General features: G+C 42.8%; 17 protein-coding genes. 11 read left to right on the top strand and 6 right to left on the bottom strand.

What is annotated here, in order from left to right; all coding sequences use genetic code 11:
• Positions 1–41: 41 nt before the first annotated feature.
• Positions 42–743 carry a response regulator gene (locus tag CKV69_RS06910; RefSeq protein ID WP_005724968.1) on the top strand — a complete coding sequence of 234 codons (702 nt, stop codon included), beginning with the start codon at positions 42–44 and terminating at the stop codon, positions 741–743.
• Between the two features lie 54 nt (positions 744–797).
• Positions 798–2,201, top strand: coding sequence for an envelope stress sensor histidine kinase CpxA (gene cpxA, locus CKV69_RS06905; protein ID WP_038641786.1), 1,404 nt, complete (start codon positions 798–800; stop codon positions 2,199–2,201).
• A 54-nt stretch (positions 2,202–2,255) separates the two neighbouring features.
• Here the strand turns inward: cpxA and CKV69_RS06900 are convergent, their stop codons facing one another.
• Positions 2,256–2,963 carry a 7-cyano-7-deazaguanine/7-aminomethyl-7-deazaguanine transporter gene (locus CKV69_RS06900; RefSeq protein ID WP_014326393.1) on the bottom strand — a complete coding sequence of 236 codons (708 nt, stop codon included), beginning with the start codon at positions 2,961–2,963 and terminating at the stop codon, positions 2,256–2,258.
• A gap of 188 nt (positions 2,964–3,151) precedes the next feature.
• Between CKV69_RS06900 and CKV69_RS06895 the strand changes: the two genes are divergently transcribed.
• The 3 genes from CKV69_RS06895 to CKV69_RS06885 all read left to right on the top strand — a co-directional run bounded on the left by CKV69_RS06895 (position 3,152) and on the right by CKV69_RS06885 (position 6,233).
• Positions 3,152–3,622, top strand: coding sequence for a DMT family transporter (locus tag CKV69_RS06895; RefSeq protein ID WP_005724973.1), 471 nt, complete (start codon positions 3,152–3,154; stop codon positions 3,620–3,622).
• An 84-nt stretch (positions 3,623–3,706) separates the two neighbouring features.
• Positions 3,707–3,919 (top strand): heavy-metal-associated domain-containing protein, encoded by a 213-nt coding sequence (locus CKV69_RS06890; RefSeq protein WP_014326392.1) that lies wholly within the window; start codon positions 3,707–3,709, stop codon positions 3,917–3,919.
• A 139-nt stretch (positions 3,920–4,058) separates the two neighbouring features.
• The gene (locus CKV69_RS06885) at positions 4,059–6,233 is read left to right on the top strand and encodes a heavy metal translocating P-type ATPase (protein WP_014326391.1); all 2,175 of its coding nucleotides are present in this window, start codon (positions 4,059–4,061) and stop codon (positions 6,231–6,233) included.
• Positions 6,234–6,380: 147 nt separating this feature from the next.
• Here the strand turns inward: CKV69_RS06885 and folA are convergent, their stop codons facing one another.
• From folA to CKV69_RS06870, 3 genes are read right to left on the bottom strand one after another with little or no spacing between them, the layout of a single operon-like run.
• On the bottom strand, positions 6,381–6,875 hold the full coding sequence (gene folA, locus CKV69_RS06880) for a type 3 dihydrofolate reductase (protein ID WP_016504588.1): 495 nt from the start codon (positions 6,873–6,875) through the stop codon (positions 6,381–6,383).
• A 36-nt stretch (positions 6,876–6,911) separates the two neighbouring features.
• Positions 6,912–7,373, bottom strand: a complete 462-nt coding sequence (locus tag CKV69_RS06875; protein ID WP_005724981.1) for a threonine/serine exporter family protein — start codon at positions 7,371–7,373, stop codon at positions 6,912–6,914.
• 1 nt (position 7,374) lies between these two features.
• The gene (locus CKV69_RS06870; protein WP_005755516.1) at positions 7,375–8,163 is read right to left on the bottom strand and encodes a threonine/serine exporter family protein; all 789 of its coding nucleotides are present in this window, start codon (positions 8,161–8,163) and stop codon (positions 7,375–7,377) included.
• Positions 8,164–8,328: 165 nt separating this feature from the next.
• Here CKV69_RS06870 and proB point away from each other — a divergent pair, with 165 nt between their 5' ends.
• Entirely contained in the window at positions 8,329–9,432 is a 1,104-nt protein-coding gene (gene proB / locus CKV69_RS06865; RefSeq protein WP_014326389.1) for a glutamate 5-kinase, read from the top strand.
• Positions 9,433–9,455: 23 nt separating this feature from the next.
• A complete protein-coding gene (locus CKV69_RS06860; RefSeq protein ID WP_016504713.1) occupies positions 9,456–9,779 on the top strand; it encodes a hypothetical protein in 324 nt (107 codons plus the stop codon).
• A gap of 61 nt (positions 9,780–9,840) precedes the next feature.
• Here the strand turns inward: CKV69_RS06860 and CKV69_RS06855 are convergent, their stop codons facing one another.
• Together CKV69_RS06855 and asd are read right to left on the bottom strand one after the other, a co-directional pair.
• Positions 9,841–10,473: an FKBP-type peptidyl-prolyl cis-trans isomerase gene (locus tag CKV69_RS06855; RefSeq protein ID WP_005724987.1), complete on the bottom strand. Its 633-nt coding sequence runs from the start codon at positions 10,471–10,473 to the stop codon at positions 9,841–9,843.
• Positions 10,474–10,497: 24 nt separating this feature from the next.
• Positions 10,498–11,385 (bottom strand): archaetidylserine decarboxylase, encoded by an 888-nt coding sequence (gene asd / locus CKV69_RS06850; protein ID WP_005719369.1) that lies wholly within the window; start codon positions 11,383–11,385, stop codon positions 10,498–10,500.
• A gap of 141 nt (positions 11,386–11,526) precedes the next feature.
• Here asd and bioA point away from each other — a divergent pair, with 141 nt between their 5' ends.
• Genes bioA through bioC form a run of 4 tightly spaced genes read left to right on the top strand, consistent with a single transcriptional unit; the run spans position 11,527 to position 15,391 of the window.
• On the top strand, positions 11,527–12,828 hold the full coding sequence (gene bioA, locus CKV69_RS06845) for an adenosylmethionine--8-amino-7-oxononanoate transaminase (RefSeq protein WP_016504267.1): 1,302 nt from the start codon (positions 11,527–11,529) through the stop codon (positions 12,826–12,828).
• Entirely contained in the window at positions 12,825–13,988 is a 1,164-nt protein-coding gene (bioF, locus tag CKV69_RS06840) for an 8-amino-7-oxononanoate synthase (protein WP_014326386.1), read from the top strand. The genes bioA and bioF overlap by 4 nt, the downstream gene beginning before the upstream one ends.
• Positions 13,985–14,632, top strand: a complete 648-nt coding sequence (locus CKV69_RS06835) for a pimeloyl-ACP methyl esterase BioG family protein (RefSeq protein WP_005719377.1) — start codon at positions 13,985–13,987, stop codon at positions 14,630–14,632. Before bioF ends, CKV69_RS06835 begins: the two co-directional genes overlap by 4 nt.
• A 3-nt stretch (positions 14,633–14,635) precedes the next feature.
• The gene (gene bioC, locus CKV69_RS06830; RefSeq protein ID WP_014326385.1) at positions 14,636–15,391 is read left to right on the top strand and encodes a malonyl-ACP O-methyltransferase BioC; all 756 of its coding nucleotides are present in this window, start codon (positions 14,636–14,638) and stop codon (positions 15,389–15,391) included.
• Positions 15,392–15,408: the final 17 nt, after the last annotated feature.

Below are 15,408 nucleotides of genomic sequence, written 5' to 3'. Positions count from 1 at the left end.
TTATCGCGTTTTCTTTTTAATCAAATGTGAGGAGAGTCTGTATGCCTAAGATTTTATTAGTTGATGATGATGTTGAATTAATAGAGCTTCTTGCTGAGTTATTAACATTGGAAGGCTTTGAGATTGATATGGCAAATAATGGCTTACAAGCATTACAAAAATTAGATCTGAGTTATGATTTAGTTTTGTTGGATATTATGATGCCTGTCCTCAATGGGGTTGAGACGTTAAAGAAAATTCGTCAGGAATTTTCTGTACCCGTGATCATGTTAACTGCACGTGGTGATGATATTGATCGTATTCTCGGTCTCGAACTTGGGGCAGATGATTACATTCCAAAACCGTTTAATGATCGCGAGCTTGTAGCGCGTATTAAAGCGATTTTACGTCGTACACAGCCGGCAGCCACATTAAATACAGAAGTGAAAGAAAATCGTAGCGAATTTGTATTTTGCGATATTACACTTTATCCCGGTCGACAACAGGCATTTCACCATGATAAAGATTTAGAATTAACAGGAACAGAATTTGCACTATTACAAAAATTGGTCTTAAATCCCGGTCAAATTCTTTCCAGAGAGTCGTTAAGTATTGAAATTTTAGGTAAACAATTAACCCCATTTGACCGTGCTATTGATATGCATATGTCAAATTTACGTAAGAAACTTCCACCGCGTACGGATGGGTCTCCTTGGTTTAAAACCTTACGTGGACGAGGTTATTTGTTAGTGTCAGAAAAATAACAGTGATGATAAAGGCTATTATCATGCATAATAGCCTTGTGTTTGAGGGCAACTATGCCATTTGCGAAAGAAAGTTTTTTTAATACTATTTCATTCCGAATTTTTGCTTTTTTCTGGTTAACGTTTTCGCTACTTTCCATTCTGATTTTTTCTATCCCTTATTTTGATTCTCGCATTTATTCTGAATTAAGCGAGAAAGAGCTATCTGCTTATCAGCAAGAAATTATCACTTCTATTCGTCATAACCAAATTGCACGTATTTTAGCTGGTGTGCCTCTCTCTCACGCAGAACGGTTTGACGGTATTCGCCCTGTGTTAGTCGATGATGTCGATGACAGCAGTATTTTAGGGGCGACGGCGACAGAAATCCCTTTATTAACTCAATTTATGTTTTCTTCTTCAGATCCCACAAGACCTTTGAAAAAAGTGTTTGGGGATGTTCGTATCGTTGGTCCTTTTTCAATACATTTAGGCGGGGAAGCCAATAAATCTTATACACTTTATTTTATTGATAGAGTGAATGCGCAGAAGGAAATTATGAGCTTTGTCTTTGCTAACCCCGCTTTATTAGTCGGTTTGATTATTTTGGTGTCAACCCCGTTATTGTGGTGGCTTGCGCGCAGTATTGGTAAACCTATTCGAAACTTGCAAATGTCGGCAAAGGCAGTCGCTTTAGGGGACTTTAAAATTAATAAAGATCTTGAAACCAAAGGCTCGTTAGAATTACGTCAAGTAGGGCAAAGTTTTAACCAAATGACGGAGTCTTTGGAAGAATTACTCTCGAGCCAACAAGTGTTACTGTCTTCGATTTCTCACGAATTACGTACACCACTGACCCGTTTGCAATTAGCCTTGGGGTTATTACGCCGTAGGTTTGGAGAAGATAATACCGAAATTCATCGTATTGAAATTGAGGCACGCCGTTTAGATAAAATGATTAACGATCTTTTATTGTTATCAAGACAGCAGTTGCATAGTCATGTTTCACGTGAGATTTTTCCGATTAATGAATTATGGGAAGAGGTGCTTGATGATGCAATATTTGAGGCAAAACACCGTAAATTGAATTTTGTTGTAAGACAGAATATTACTCAGCCTGCTCGATACTATGTGAATGGTAATAAAGCACTTTTGGTCAGTGCGATCGAAAATATTGTTCGAAATGCATTGAAATATACCCAAAGTGAAATCAGGGTGTCGATTTTCTTAAAACGTCAAGAATTGATGATTGTGATTGATGATAATGGTCACGGCTTAGATGAGGCAGAATACGAGAAAATTTTCCAACCGTTTTACCGTGTAGATGAAACCAGAACCCGCGAAACCGGAGGAACGGGATTAGGTTTAGCCATTGTTGCTAACGTCGTTAAAGAGCATCACGGTGCGGTGTGGGCAAATGCTAGTCAGCTTGGGGGACTTTGTGTCACTTTATGTATTCCGCTTTGGATTACCAGTTAAATTTAGCGTGTTAGAAAAATGCCACAATCGTTGTGGCATTTTTTATACTCCAAGTTAAGCAACTTGTGGCTGTGCATTGAGCGCTTGGATTTTACGTAAAATAAAATTGAGCACCACACCGTAAGCCGGTACAAATAAGATGATGCCAACAAACAGTTTAAATAAATAATCCACAAAGCCTAATGCCGCCCAATGCTCCGCCATAAACGGGTCACTGCTGGCATAAAATGCGATTGCAAAGAAGAGGAATGTGTCTGCCATGGAACCAAAAATCATGGAACTACTTGGAGCAATCCACCAAGTTTTTAATTGGCGTAAACGGTTAAAGACTAACACGTCTAAGAGTTGACCAAAAACATAAGCAAAGAAACTGGCAACCGCAATACGGAAGACAAAAGTATTAAAATGCGCTAATGCATTTAGACCTTGATATTGTGTATCTTGGAACAGGGTAGAAATCACATAACTTATCACTAATGCGGGGATCATGACCACAAAAATAATCCAGCGTGCTTCTTTTGCACCAAAAATACGTACAGTTAAATCAGTGGCTAAGAAAATAAAAGGAAAGGTCAATGTGCCCCAAGTACTGTGAAAACTAAAATCTTCACGTGTACCGAGCTGACTCAGTGGAAGCGTGATTTCAAAGGGAATCTGTACCAAATAGTTACTGGCGGCGATAGTCAGAATATGAAAAAAGCTCAAGAGGATTAACGCACGACGTGTTTGTTGATCATTAAAGATCGAAAATGTATTTTTCATTGTTGCACCTTTTTAATTGAAATTTGGGGTGAGGGAACCCAATACAGAAAATTGATTGTCTTTCGCCATTGGCGAGGGGCTGATCATACGGATTTCACAGCAGAATGCAAGTTTGTTTACTGATTAAACGTTTGCACTCCCCTATAATCTCGTTACAATAAGACACATTTTGATTTTTTAGGTGAGTTATGTTTGTTTTTTATACTATTATTGCACTGGTAGCGGGGGTTGCCTTAGCTTCTCAAGCGGCGATAAATTCACAGCTTGCCAAAGCCATGGGCAATGAGCCTTTGGTTGCTACTTTTATTTCTTTTGGGACAGGTACCTTATTATTGCTGGTGATTTCGTTATTAAAAACGGATTTAATTGGTCATCTTTCTAGCGCAACACAACATGCTTGGTGGAAATATATTGGCGGTGCGTTAGGCGCATTAGTCGTCTTTACCACGATTTTACTTTCTCCCAAAATGGGCATTACCAATATGTTGTTTTTTATTATTGTGGGTCAATTAATTGCGGCGATGGTGATTGACCATTATGGTCTGATTCATATGCCAGTGCGCGAAGTGAACTTGTTCAAGTTTATTGGGATAGTGATTGTTGGTATTGGGTTAATTATTTTTTTCTTTGGTGATAAATTCATGAAACTTTTTCAATAACATTGCTGTGTAAGCACAGTGTGGTCATTGTTAAAGCCGTTTTGTTATTCAATTTGCTAACATAAAAACAAGGAGGAAGACCTCATGCAAACTGTGACACTGAATATTGAGGGGATGCACTGTGGTGGTTGTGTCAAAACCGTAGAGCGTGTATTGAATGGGTTAGACGGCGTAACACAAGTGGACGTGAATTTAGAGCACGCTTGTGTCACAATTCAATATGACACCAATCGCGTGTCCATTGCTCAGTTAATTGATGTGGTGGAAAATGCAGGTTTTGATGTACAACCTATTTAACCATTGATGTGATGGCGTTTCAGGGTGAGCTTAGCTCACCTTTGCTATTTGCGTTGCATGAGAGCACGCAAGTGAACGTTTTACTCGGTCCTTTTTATTATTCTTATTGAAAAACGACCGCACTGTTAGAGGAGCGGATATGCAACAAAAAATCACCCTGCACATTCAGGGCATGACCTGTCAGGCTTGTGCTAGCCGTATTGAAAAAGTCTTAAATAAAAAACCTTATATTCAACAAGCTGCAGTCAATTTTGCTAGTGAGCAAGCACAAATCAGTTTTGATAACAGTGAACATTCTCCACAAGATATTTTGCAGCTTATTGAAAACGTAGGTTTTACAGGGAGCTTGCAATCAGAACAAGCGCCTCCTCTTGTGGAACCTCGCTTACCTTCGTGGCGTTTATGGCTGTTATTACTGATTAATCTTCCGTTTATGTTTGGTATGATCGGTATGTTGCTAGGGCAGCACTACTGGATGCTCGCGCCAGAGTGGCAATTTGTCCTTGCTAGCATTGTGCAGTTTGGCTTAGCGATCCCTTTTTATAAAAGTGCATGGGGCAGCTTAAAAGGTGGCTTAGCCAATATGGATGTGTTGGTGAGTTTGGGGACGCTCAGTATCTACTTTTATTCCGTATTTATGCTGTTTACAGCCTATGGACATACTCATGAGGGCATGCCACATGTGTATTTTGAAGCCAGTGTCATGGTGCTTGGTTTTGTCAGTTTAGGCAAATTCTTAGAAGAACGCACCAAAAAACACAGCCTTAATAGTTTAGGATTACTGGTTAAACTTACTCCGCAACAAGTGAATGTACAGCGTGATGGACAATGGCAGACGTTGCCTTTGGATCAGGTTCAAATCGGTGATCTGTTACGAGTGAAGCAAGGGGAGCGAATCGCGGCGGATGGTATCGTGCAAAGTGGTACAGGTTGGAGCGATGAAAGCCATTTAACCGGCGAGTTTAAGCCTGAAATGAAAAAAGTTGGTAGCCAAGTGCTAGCGGGCGCCATGCTGAGTGACGGGTCATTAGTTTACCAAGCACAGCAACTCGGTAGCCAGACGTTATTGGGCGATATGATGAATGCGTTATCTGAAGCACAGGGGACGAAAGCGCCAATTGCGCGTTTTGCGGATAAAGTGGCAGCAGTATTTGTACCAACAGTGGTGGTTATTGCCTTACTGACCTTTGCCTTTACTTATTGGATTAAACAAGATTGGGTGAGTGCATTAATGCATGCTGTCGCGGTGTTAGTGATTGCGTGTCCTTGTGCGTTAGGTTTAGCTACGCCCGCTGCAATTATGGTGGGCATGGGCAATGCGATCAAACATGGGATCTGGTTTAAAGATGCGGCAGCGATGGAAGAATCGGCTCGTGTGAATACAGTGGTGTTAGATAAAACGGGAACGTTAACGCAAGGAAAACCGCAAATTGCTGCTTGTTGGTTGGTGGAAAATAGTCCTTATACCGAGCAAGATGTTTATCGTTTGGCGGCCTCTGTCGAGCAACATGCCAGCCACCCTTTAGCCAAAGCGATTGTTCAGCACGCGCAAGAGAAGGGAATTGATTTGTTGCATGCAGAGCAAATTCAAACCGCACTTGGTGCTGGGATACAAGCCGAAGTGGAAGGGATTGGGCGCGTGAAAGTCGGCAAAGCTGATTATTGTCATTTCACGTTACCGGCTTTAGCCGATCCGATTTGGCAGCTGGCAAGTATTGTGGCAGTCGCGGTCAATGATCAGCCCATTGGGGCATTTGCGATTGCGGATAAGCTAAAGCCTGATTCTATTGAGGGAATCAAGCGTCTGCAAGCCGCGCAGATTGAGGTATATATCATGAGTGGTGATCAGCAAAGTGCTGTGCAATATCTTGCTGATCAGCTTGGGATTAAGCATGCCTATGGTAACCTTTCACCACGAGATAAAGCGAGCAAAATTGCGCAATTACAAGCAGAAGGCAACGTCGTCGCCATGGTCGGAGATGGTATTAATGACGCCCCAGCATTAGCCCGTGCTAACGTGAGTTTTGCCATGAAAAATGGGGCAGATGTGGCAGAACATACGGCGTCTGCGACATTAATGCAACAATCTGTTAATCAAATGGTGGACGGTTTACTTCTCGCGCAGGCAACTTTAAAAAATATTAAACAAAATTTGTTTTTTGCCTTTATTTATAATGTGTTAGGTATTCCTATTGCAGCATGGGGGTTATTAAATCCGATTATTGCGGGGGCAGCGATGGCATTGAGCTCCGTGTCAGTATTAATGAATGCATTACGTTTGAAACAAGTAAAATTCAATCGTGACATGTCATGACATTACAATGAATGTGGGGGATAACATTTTTTTACCATTGACCGCACTTTGCTGAGATTTTTTTGTGAGGATCCGCTGGATAAATGAAGAAAAGGGCGCTTGCTTAATGTTTGCGCCCTTTACATCGTTCTTATTTAATGTGTTATGTCATTCATTTTTAGTGTTACGCGATAAAATTAAAAAGCGACAGTCATAAGGATTTTTTTCATCGGCTTGGCGCCATGCTTCATATTCAATTTGCCAGTCTTGCCATACAATTTCAGGAAAGAAGGTATCGCCTTCTAATTCTGTTTGGATTTCAGTGAGATAGAGCTTGTCGGCTTTATGTAAATATTGCTTAAATAATTCGCCCCCGCCAATCAACAGGATTTCAGGTGAATCTTTGACAAAATCCACCGCACTTTCAAGGCTGTTTTGCCAAATCACGCCCTCATGTAGATATGGCTGACGAGAAAGCACTAAATTAGTGCGTTTTGGTAATGGACGCCCAATGCTTTCAAAGGTTTTTCGTCCCATAATCACCGGTTTACCCGTGGTATTCTGGCGAAACCACGCTAAATCGGCAGGCAGATGCCAAGGCATTTGATTGTCTTTACCAATGACATGGTTTTTCGTCATAGCGACGATAAGGCTAAAGATCATAGTGAGTTCCTGACAGGCAAACTAAAGGTGTGTTTACTATACCACAGGTTTTTGCCGATAGAACAGTAAGCCCGGCAATGCGAGTCCGAAAACTAATGCACCGAGAATAAATCCCGTTTTAATAAAATAATCGATCATTTGTGCAGTGAGCGCATGGGACCAACCTTGATTATGTAATTGCACTACCGCAATCATGGCTTTATAGGCATAGACACCGGGGATCATGGGAATAATGGCTGCAACAGTAAACACTTTCGGGTGGGCTAAATAACGATGGGATAAATGCACACCGATAAACCCAATTAAGGCGGCACCGCAGAAAGTGGCAAACACTAAGGGGAGTTCATAATGGACTAATAAAGTGCGAAGTCCATGTCCTAACGCGCCTAAGCCCGCACAGTATTTCAAGGCTTTTGGGGGCACATTAAAGACTAAGGCAAAGCCGACTGCGGGAATCGCAGCAAAAAACATATCATCCAGTAAATTTAACATTAACATTTTATTTCCCCCATGCCGTGATACCCAATAAACTCAGCGCAAATACAATGCCTAAGCATGCCCCAAATGTGAGGATCGTCGCGAGTGCCCAACGGGCAATCCCCATATTGATATGCCCTTTTAAAATATCGGCGAGTGCATTAATCAGTGGAAAGCCAGGAACGAGCAATAATACGCTGGATGCCAAGGCAATTTGGGGCTGATTGCCGATGTTATATTTCAACGCGATACCCGCAATTAGCGAGGCGACAAAGGCGGTCACCGCAAATACAATTAAGGGGTTATAGTGTCTTGCGGCAAGTGATTGGCGAACATACATGGCGAGTGTTGCGGCGAGAAATGTAACCAATGAAACTAGTGCATCCCCACCAGATAAATGAGCAAAACTGGCACAGGATAAGCCAATCATCAACATCACAAAATAGCGATTGTATTTAAGCGGTTTAATGCGAGCCAGTTTGGCATGCACTTGTTGCATATCATAGATTTTACGTTCTGCTGTAATCACAATACGTTGCACTTCAGTAACCACTTGCATATTAATTCCTTTGTCTTGGTTTTTACGGACTGTCGTGATGCAATGGTCTTGGGCTAATGTAGTAAGAATAATGGCATTTGGCGTGAGGGCACATTCTACGCTATCTACACCGAGGGCTAAGCCTAAGCGATGTGCCATTTGCACAACGATGGCACTTTCTGCACCATGTTGTAATAAGAGTTGGGCAACTTGAACACAAAGGCGAGTGATTTCTCGTTGCCGCTCCGTTTCTTGTGAAGAGGTTGAGGTCATAATCGGGTTCCTAGCTGAAAAATCAAGAGGCTTTATTATATGCCTTTTAGTGAGAAAAAATTTGTGCTAAATCATAGAAAATAGCAAGTAAACGAGATGATTTTTCTGATGATTAATGGTAAGTTAGCTTCAATTTTGTGCGACAAAAATAAGAAGATAGAGAAGATGAAAATCGACAAAACACTCGTTGTGAAATTTGGAACCAGTACGCTTACGCAAGGATCGGCGAAGTTAAATTTACCTCATATGATGGATATTGTGCGTCAGCTCGCACAGCTTCATCAAGCGGGCTTTCGTTTAGTGATTGTCACCTCAGGGGCGATTGCGGCAGGTCGTCATTATTTAAATCACCCGAAATTGCCACCGACGATTGCCTCGAAACAATTATTGGCTGCGGTAGGACAAAGTCAGCTCATTCAAACGTGGGAAAAATTGTTTGCCATTTATGATATTCATATTGGACAGATTTTATTGACCCGTGCCGACATTGAAGATCGTGAACGTTTTTTAAATGCCAGAGATACTTTGCGCGCCTTATTAGATAATCAGATTATTCCAGTGATTAATGAAAATGACGCTGTCGCTACGTCAGAAATTAAAGTAGGCGATAACGATAATTTATCCGCGTTAGTGGCGATTTTAGTGCAAGCAGAACAGTTGTATTTGCTTACTGATCAGCAAGGTTTGTTTGATCGTGATCCGCGCAAACATCCAGACGCCAAATTGATCGCCGACGTGGACAAAATTACCGATCATATTCGCGCGATTGCGGGCGGAAGTGGCACCTCGTTAGGCACAGGTGGCATGTCCACCAAAATCAGTGCCGCGGATGTGGCAACCCGCTCCGGCATTGAAACCATTATTGCACCGGGTAATCGCCCGAATGTGATTGTGGACTTAGCTTATGGGCAAGCCATTGGCACCAAATTTAGTGTGCAAGCAGATCGCTTAGAAAGTCGTAAACAATGGCTATATGCGGCGCCGTCAGCCGGTATTATTACCATTGATGCAGGGGCGGAAAACGCGATGTTAATGCAACATAAATCGTTATTGCCTGCTGGGATTGTGAACGTGGAAGGACGCTTTTCACGCGGTGAAGTGGTAAAAATTCGTACTCAGCAAGGCAAGGATGTCGCCTTAGGGATGCCACGTTATAACAGCGATGCACTCCATTTAATTCAAGGCAAACATTCGCAAGATATTGAACAGGTTCTCGGTTATGAATATGGGGCGGTTGCGGTACACCGCGACGATATGATTGTGTTATAAATCAGAAAAAGAAAGGTAACAAGATGAATTGGAAAGCAGTATTGATATTCAGTGTACTAGGTTCGCTGGTGAGCTGTACTTCATACTCTGAACATGCGGTGCAACGTATTGAGGCAGGCAAATCTTTTGCAGTGACAGGGAATACAAAACGGATTAATACCATGGCATGTCAAGATAATGATGATTGGTATTTGGACGGCTATCGTGTGGGAAAATCGTTTCGAGAACATCAACAAAAAATGTTGAGTCAACGAACGGCTTACTGTGAAGAACAAACGGGCAAGGCTGTGCTGGACAAGTTCCGCCATTCGTGGAACAGTGGCTATCAGCAAGGCTTGAAACGATAAACAATAGAAAAGAAAAAAGTGCGGAAAATGACCGCACTTTTTTTATGTCTAGCGTTTAGCTTTAAAGAATGGCTAATAATTCGACTTCAAACACTAAGGTACTGAATGGCGGAATGGAGGCACCGGCACCACGTTCGCCATAAGCGAGGTTGTGAGGAATGGTTAAACGCCATTTTGAACCCACTGGCATCATGGACAAGGCTTCAATCCAACCAGCGATCACGCCATTTACTGGGAATTCTGCAGGTTGACCACGTTTTACTGAGCTGTCAAAGACGGTACCGTCGATTAATGTCCCAGTGTAATGCACACGCACTTTGTCTTCGCGTGCCGGAATTTGCCCTTCACCAGCCACTAACACTTCATACTGTAAACCAGATTCCGTAGTATTTACCCCCGCTTTTTGCGCGTTTTCAGCTAAGAATTGTGCACCAACGGCTTCAATTTCTTTGAATTTCGCTTGTTGTGCTTCAGTGGCTTGTTGTTGCAAAGTCTGTAGGGCATGACTCACTTCATTTAACTCAAGTGCTGGTGGATTTTGATTTAACACATCAAAGATCCCTTTCGCGACGGCTTCGGCGCTCACTTCAAGTTGGCTTTCTAATAATTGTTGACCGATTTGTAAACCGATACCGTAGCTTCCTTTCGCTGAAAGGCTTTCTAATGACACTTGGTCGAAAAATTGTTGACTCATTGTTTTTCCTATTGTGGTTAAAAATTATTTTTGGTGGGCAAGAATTTCACCCATACGTACTGGGCTATCCACTTGTAAATGAGATGCCAGTTGCACACGATCTTTTTCAAATAAATTGATCACCGTCGAGCCCAATTGAAAGGCGCCCATTTCTTGTCCTTTCAGTAATTTGACTGCACTTTCTCCTTCATAGGTCCAGGTGGTGATTTTTTCTGGACGAGGCGGGTTGATCACGCCTGCCCACACGGTGCTCATACTCGCGGTAATGGTTGCGCCGACTAAAATTTGGACCATTTTACCAAATTCGGTATCGAATACGCAGATCACGCGCTCATTACGTGCAAATAAGTTTGGCACGTGTTCGGCTAAAAATGGATTGACTGAGAATAAGTCACCAGGCACATAAATCATTTTGCATAAAGTGGCATCACAAGGCATATGCACACGGTGGTAATCGCGTGGTGAGAGGTAGGTGGTGGCAAATTCGCCATCTTTAAAATGATGAGCGAGCGCCTCGTCGCCAGCTAACAAATCGTTCAAGCTGAAATAATGTCCTTTGGCTTGTAGCAATAAATCCTGCTCAATGTGTCCTAACTGACTAATACGACCATCTGCCGGTAAACAAAGTGCGGTAGGATTTTGATTAATTGGACGGGCATTGTCCGCTAATGGACGGATAAAAAATTCATTAAAGCTCGCATAGTCGCTGAAATTTGGTTTTGCAGCTTCACTCATATCCACATGGTATTTTTTCGCGAATAATTTAATCACAAAATGTGTGACAGCACCCCATTGCTGTTTTGCAAACCAGCCTGCGAGACGTGTTAAATAAAGTTGTGGCATCACATATTGAAAGGCAATTTTAATCCGTTGCCAGTAACTCAGTTGTGCTTTTTTTTCTAATATATTCATAGTGATAAATCATCTTTTTAAGTTAGAATAATGGGCTTGAAAAGCCGAATGCTTGGCGATTATAACAAGTTATTCCGTTTATGTAAGTATTTGCGTGAATTTACGCCAGTTGAAAGGGCGATTCACAACCGAGGTGAAACGATGAATGAGCAGCAACTTTTAGAATGTGATCGACAACATATTTGGCACCCTTATGCGGCGTTAAATGCGGATTTTCCCTTATTTGCAGTAGAACGTGCCGAAGGCGTGTATATCCAGTTAAAAAACGGTCAGCAATTGATTGATGGCATGTCATCGTGGTGGTCAGCGATTCATGGCTATAATCACCCCCGTTTAAACCACGCTGTCACGCAACAACTGAGTCAAATGAGTCATGTGATGTTTGGTGGATTAACGCACCAACCAGCGGTAGAACTGGCGAAGCAACTGGTCAACATCTTGCCGGAAAGTTTGGATAAAATTTTCTTTGCCGATAGTGGTTCGGTCGCCGTGGAAGTGGCGATGAAAATGGCAGTGCAATATCAACATGCTAAAGGCGAAACACAGCGCTATAAATTTGCTACGATTCGTTCGGGCTATCATGGTGATACTTGGCATGCGATGTCCGTGTGTGATCCCGTGACCGGCATGCACAGCTTGTTTGCCAAAGGGCTACCCGTGCAATATTTTTTACCGCAACCCCCGGTAAAATTTGGGCAAGCTTGGCAACCCGAAGCGATGCAACCGTTACAGGATTTATTGGCACAACATGGTGATGAGATTGCGGGCTTAATTTTAGAACCGGTAGTGCAAGGGGCGGGCGGTATGTATTTTTATTCCCCTGAGTATTTGGTGCAAGCAAAAGCCTTGTGCGAACAGTACGGCATTTTGCTGATTTTTGATGAAATTGCCACAGGATTTGGGCGTACAGGCAAATTATTTGCTTGTGAACATGCCAATGTCGTACCAGATGTGATGTGTATCGGTAAAGCTTTAACAGGGGGGTATTTAACCCTATCCGCTACCATTACCAACCAAACAGTAGCAGACGTGATTTGTTCTGGCGAGGCAAAATGTTTTATGCACGGTCCGACGTTTATGGCAAATCCACTGGCGTGTGCGGTAGCAGCAGAAAGTATCAAATTGTTATTGGCAAGCCCTTGGCAACAACGTATTCAACAGATTGAACAGCAATTACGTCAAGAATTGCGCCAAGCGGAAGCCTTAGATTGTGTTGCTGAAGTGAGAGTACTTGGGGCGATTGGGGTGATTGAAATGAAGGCGCCTGTCAATATGGCAAGTTTACCACCACGCTTTGTGCAAAATGGCGTTTGGGTGCGTCCATTTGGCAAATTAGTGTATTTGATGCCACCGTATATCATCTCATCGGATCAATTGTCTCAATTAATTCATGGCACAATTCGCACCCTTCAAGAAGAGTATGCACATAAGGAATCTCTATGATCAGGTATTATCAGCAGCAGTTAGCTGATTTAAAGGCGCAGAATCAATTTCGCCAACTGCCCCAACTCATTCACCGAGGGCGTTTTATTCAACGTGAGGACAATACGATGCTGAATATGTCCTCCAATGATTATTTAGGTTTAGCCAATAACGAAGCCTTGCGTCAGGCGTTTTTCACGCAATACCAAGATCAACTCCCGGCATTGACTTCTTCTTCCTCCCGTTTATTAACAGGCTCTTTTCCGATTTATGATGAGCTAGAAAGCTTAATGGCGCAGGCATTTGGACGAGAAACTGCCTTGCTATTTAATAGCGGTTATCATGCTAATATTGGGATTTTGCCTGCTTTAGCGGACAAAAAAACGCTGATTGTGGCGGATAAACTGGTACATGCCAGTATGATTGATGGCATTCGCTTGGCACAATGTGAGTTTGTGCGTTTTCGTCATCATGATTACGCCCACCTTGAACAAATTTTGCAAAAAAATGACCGCACTTTTGAGCGGATTATCGTGGTTACGGAATCCGTGTTTAGTATGGATGGTGACTGTGCAGACCTCACCCAGCTGGTCGCATTAAAACAGCACTATCCGCAAGTGATGATATATGTAGATGAAGCCCATGCGATAGGCGTATTGGGGGAGAAGGGGCTAGGGTTAGCAGAACAACGAGGCTGTATCAACCAAATTGATATTTTAGTCGGTACGTTTGGCAAGGCGTTGGGCTCTATGGGGGCTTATGTGATTTGCGATCAAATGATCCGAGATTATTTGGTTAATAAAATGCGCCCATTGATTTTTTCCACGGCACTTCCGCCGTTTAATGTGGCATGGACGCATTTTGTCTTTCAACAATTACCACATTTGCAAGCCGAACGCGCACATCTTGCTCAGCTTAGTCAACATTTACGCCAAGCGATTGTCGGCATTTTTCAAGTCCCGATGCCAAGTGAAAGTTGTATCGTACCTTATATTTTGGGCGACAACGAACTGACAGTAAGAACAGCGCAACGTTTGCAACAACAAGGCTATTATTGCTTACCGATTCGCCCGCCGACAGTCCCAAAAGGTACCTCTCGTATTCGTTTTTCACTGACTGCAGATATGCAAGTGGCGGAAGTGGAACAATTTATTGCTTGTTTACAGGAGCTTGCTGAATGAAAACACAACATATTTCACAGCAAGGCGACAATCTGATCGTCTATTTTGCAGGGTGGGGCACACCGCCGAGCGTGGTCGAGCACCTGATTCTGCCGGAAAATTATGATTTATGCCTTTGCTATGATTATCGAGATCTGCATTGCGATGTTGATTTTTCCGCTTATCAACATATTCGCGTGGTGGCATGGTCAATGGGCGTGTGGGTAGCGGAGCGTGTGATGCAAGGTTATCCACTGCTATCTGCTACGGCGATCAATGGCACGGGCTTACCTTGTGATGACCAATATGGTATTCCCGAAGCCATTTTTGCTGGCACGTTATCTGGTTTAAATGAAGATAATCGGACTAAATTTGAACGTCGTATTTGTGGTTCAAAAACGCTGTTAAGAGATTATCAGCACTATTCCATGCGTCCCACATTACAGGAAATTCATGCTGAACTGACCGCACTTTATACCTTTTTACAACAAGATCACCGTACAGATTTAATCTCGTGGAGCAAGGCGATTGTCGGCTCAAAAGATAAAATTTTCCCTGCACAAAATCAGCGGGCTTATTGGCAGGATCGTTGTGCAATAACAGAAATCGCAGGGGAGCATTTGTTGTTTCCTCACTTCACCCATTGGGAAACTTGTTGGTTGTAGCACATGGATCGTATTGATAAAGGACGCATTAAACAGCGTTTTTCTGCCGCTGTATCGAACTATGATCAGCAAGCGAGAGCACAACAGCAGATTCACCAACGTTTGCTTAGTTTATTGTCGTATATCGACAGACAAGCATTCCAACGTGCATTAGAGATTGGATGTGGTACTGGTGGATTAACGAAGCAATTAATGTCACAGTTGCAGGTTGAACACTGGGAGCTGAATGACCTTTGCGATATGCGAGAGCATCTGCAATCAGTGTTGCCCCAACCTTTTCACTTCCATTGTGGCGATGCGGAACAACTTCCCTTTCCGCAGCAGTATGATTTGATTGCCAGTGCTTCCGTGGTGCAATGGTTTGAAGATAAAGCGGGTTTTATTGCGCGTTGTAAAGTGCGCTTAAAAAAGCACGGATTTTTGTTATTCAGTACTTTCACGCCCGAGAATTTAACACAGATCAAACACCTCACCGGTGTGGGGTTAACTTATCCACGTCTTGAGGACTGGCAAAAGTGGCTAGTGCCTGAATTTGAGATTTTAGTCCTCGAACACGAGGAGATTGTGTTGCACTTTGATGATCCCTTAGCGGTGTTAAAACATTTGAAACAAACAGGCGTTACTGCCACACAGCAGCAAGGGTGGACAAAAGGGCAATTGCACGCCTTTTGCCAACAATATCAACAACATTACCGTAACGCACAACACAAAGTAGAACTCACTTACACGCCGATGTATGTGCTGGCGCGTTTAACTTAATCTTAGAAGGAAAAAGT

This window comes from Pasteurella multocida, assembly GCF_900187275.1.
Taxonomy (GTDB): Bacteria; Pseudomonadota; Gammaproteobacteria; order Enterobacterales; family Pasteurellaceae; genus Pasteurella; species Pasteurella multocida.
Note: the sequence above shows the minus strand (reverse complement) of the source record. Positions and strands in the feature narration are given on the sequence as shown.

What these genes read in the sequence shown, in the direction of transcription:
- CKV69_RS06910 (WP_005724968.1), top strand. Translation starts at nt 42, where the DNA reads ATGCCTAAGATTTTATTAGTTGATGATGATGTTGAATTAATAGAGCTT.
- cpxA (WP_038641786.1), top strand. Translation starts at nt 798, where the DNA reads ATGCCATTTGCGAAAGAAAGTTTTTTTAATACTATTTCATTCCGAATT.
- CKV69_RS06900 (WP_014326393.1), bottom strand. Translation starts at nt 2,963, where the DNA reads ATGAAAAATACATTTTCGATCTTTAATGATCAACAAACACGTCGTGCG.
- CKV69_RS06895 (WP_005724973.1), top strand. Translation starts at nt 3,152, where the DNA reads ATGTTTGTTTTTTATACTATTATTGCACTGGTAGCGGGGGTTGCCTTA.
- CKV69_RS06890 (WP_014326392.1), top strand. Translation starts at nt 3,707, where the DNA reads ATGCAAACTGTGACACTGAATATTGAGGGGATGCACTGTGGTGGTTGT.
- CKV69_RS06885 (WP_014326391.1), top strand. Translation starts at nt 4,059, where the DNA reads ATGCAACAAAAAATCACCCTGCACATTCAGGGCATGACCTGTCAGGCT.
- folA (WP_016504588.1), bottom strand. Translation starts at nt 6,875, where the DNA reads ATGATCTTTAGCCTTATCGTCGCTATGACGAAAAACCATGTCATTGGT.
- CKV69_RS06875 (WP_005724981.1), bottom strand. Translation starts at nt 7,373, where the DNA reads ATGTTAATGTTAAATTTACTGGATGATATGTTTTTTGCTGCGATTCCC.
- CKV69_RS06870 (WP_005755516.1), bottom strand. Translation starts at nt 8,163, where the DNA reads ATGACCTCAACCTCTTCACAAGAAACGGAGCGGCAACGAGAAATCACT.
- proB (WP_014326389.1), top strand. Translation starts at nt 8,329, where the DNA reads ATGAAAATCGACAAAACACTCGTTGTGAAATTTGGAACCAGTACGCTT.
- CKV69_RS06860 (WP_016504713.1), top strand. Translation starts at nt 9,456, where the DNA reads ATGAATTGGAAAGCAGTATTGATATTCAGTGTACTAGGTTCGCTGGTG.
- CKV69_RS06855 (WP_005724987.1), bottom strand. Translation starts at nt 10,473, where the DNA reads ATGAGTCAACAATTTTTCGACCAAGTGTCATTAGAAAGCCTTTCAGCG.
- asd (WP_005719369.1), bottom strand. Translation starts at nt 11,385, where the DNA reads ATGAATATATTAGAAAAAAAAGCACAACTGAGTTACTGGCAACGGATT.
- bioA (WP_016504267.1), top strand. Translation starts at nt 11,527, where the DNA reads ATGAATGAGCAGCAACTTTTAGAATGTGATCGACAACATATTTGGCAC.
- bioF (WP_014326386.1), top strand. Translation starts at nt 12,825, where the DNA reads ATGATCAGGTATTATCAGCAGCAGTTAGCTGATTTAAAGGCGCAGAAT.
- CKV69_RS06835 (WP_005719377.1), top strand. Translation starts at nt 13,985, where the DNA reads ATGAAAACACAACATATTTCACAGCAAGGCGACAATCTGATCGTCTAT.
- bioC (WP_014326385.1), top strand. Translation starts at nt 14,636, where the DNA reads ATGGATCGTATTGATAAAGGACGCATTAAACAGCGTTTTTCTGCCGCT.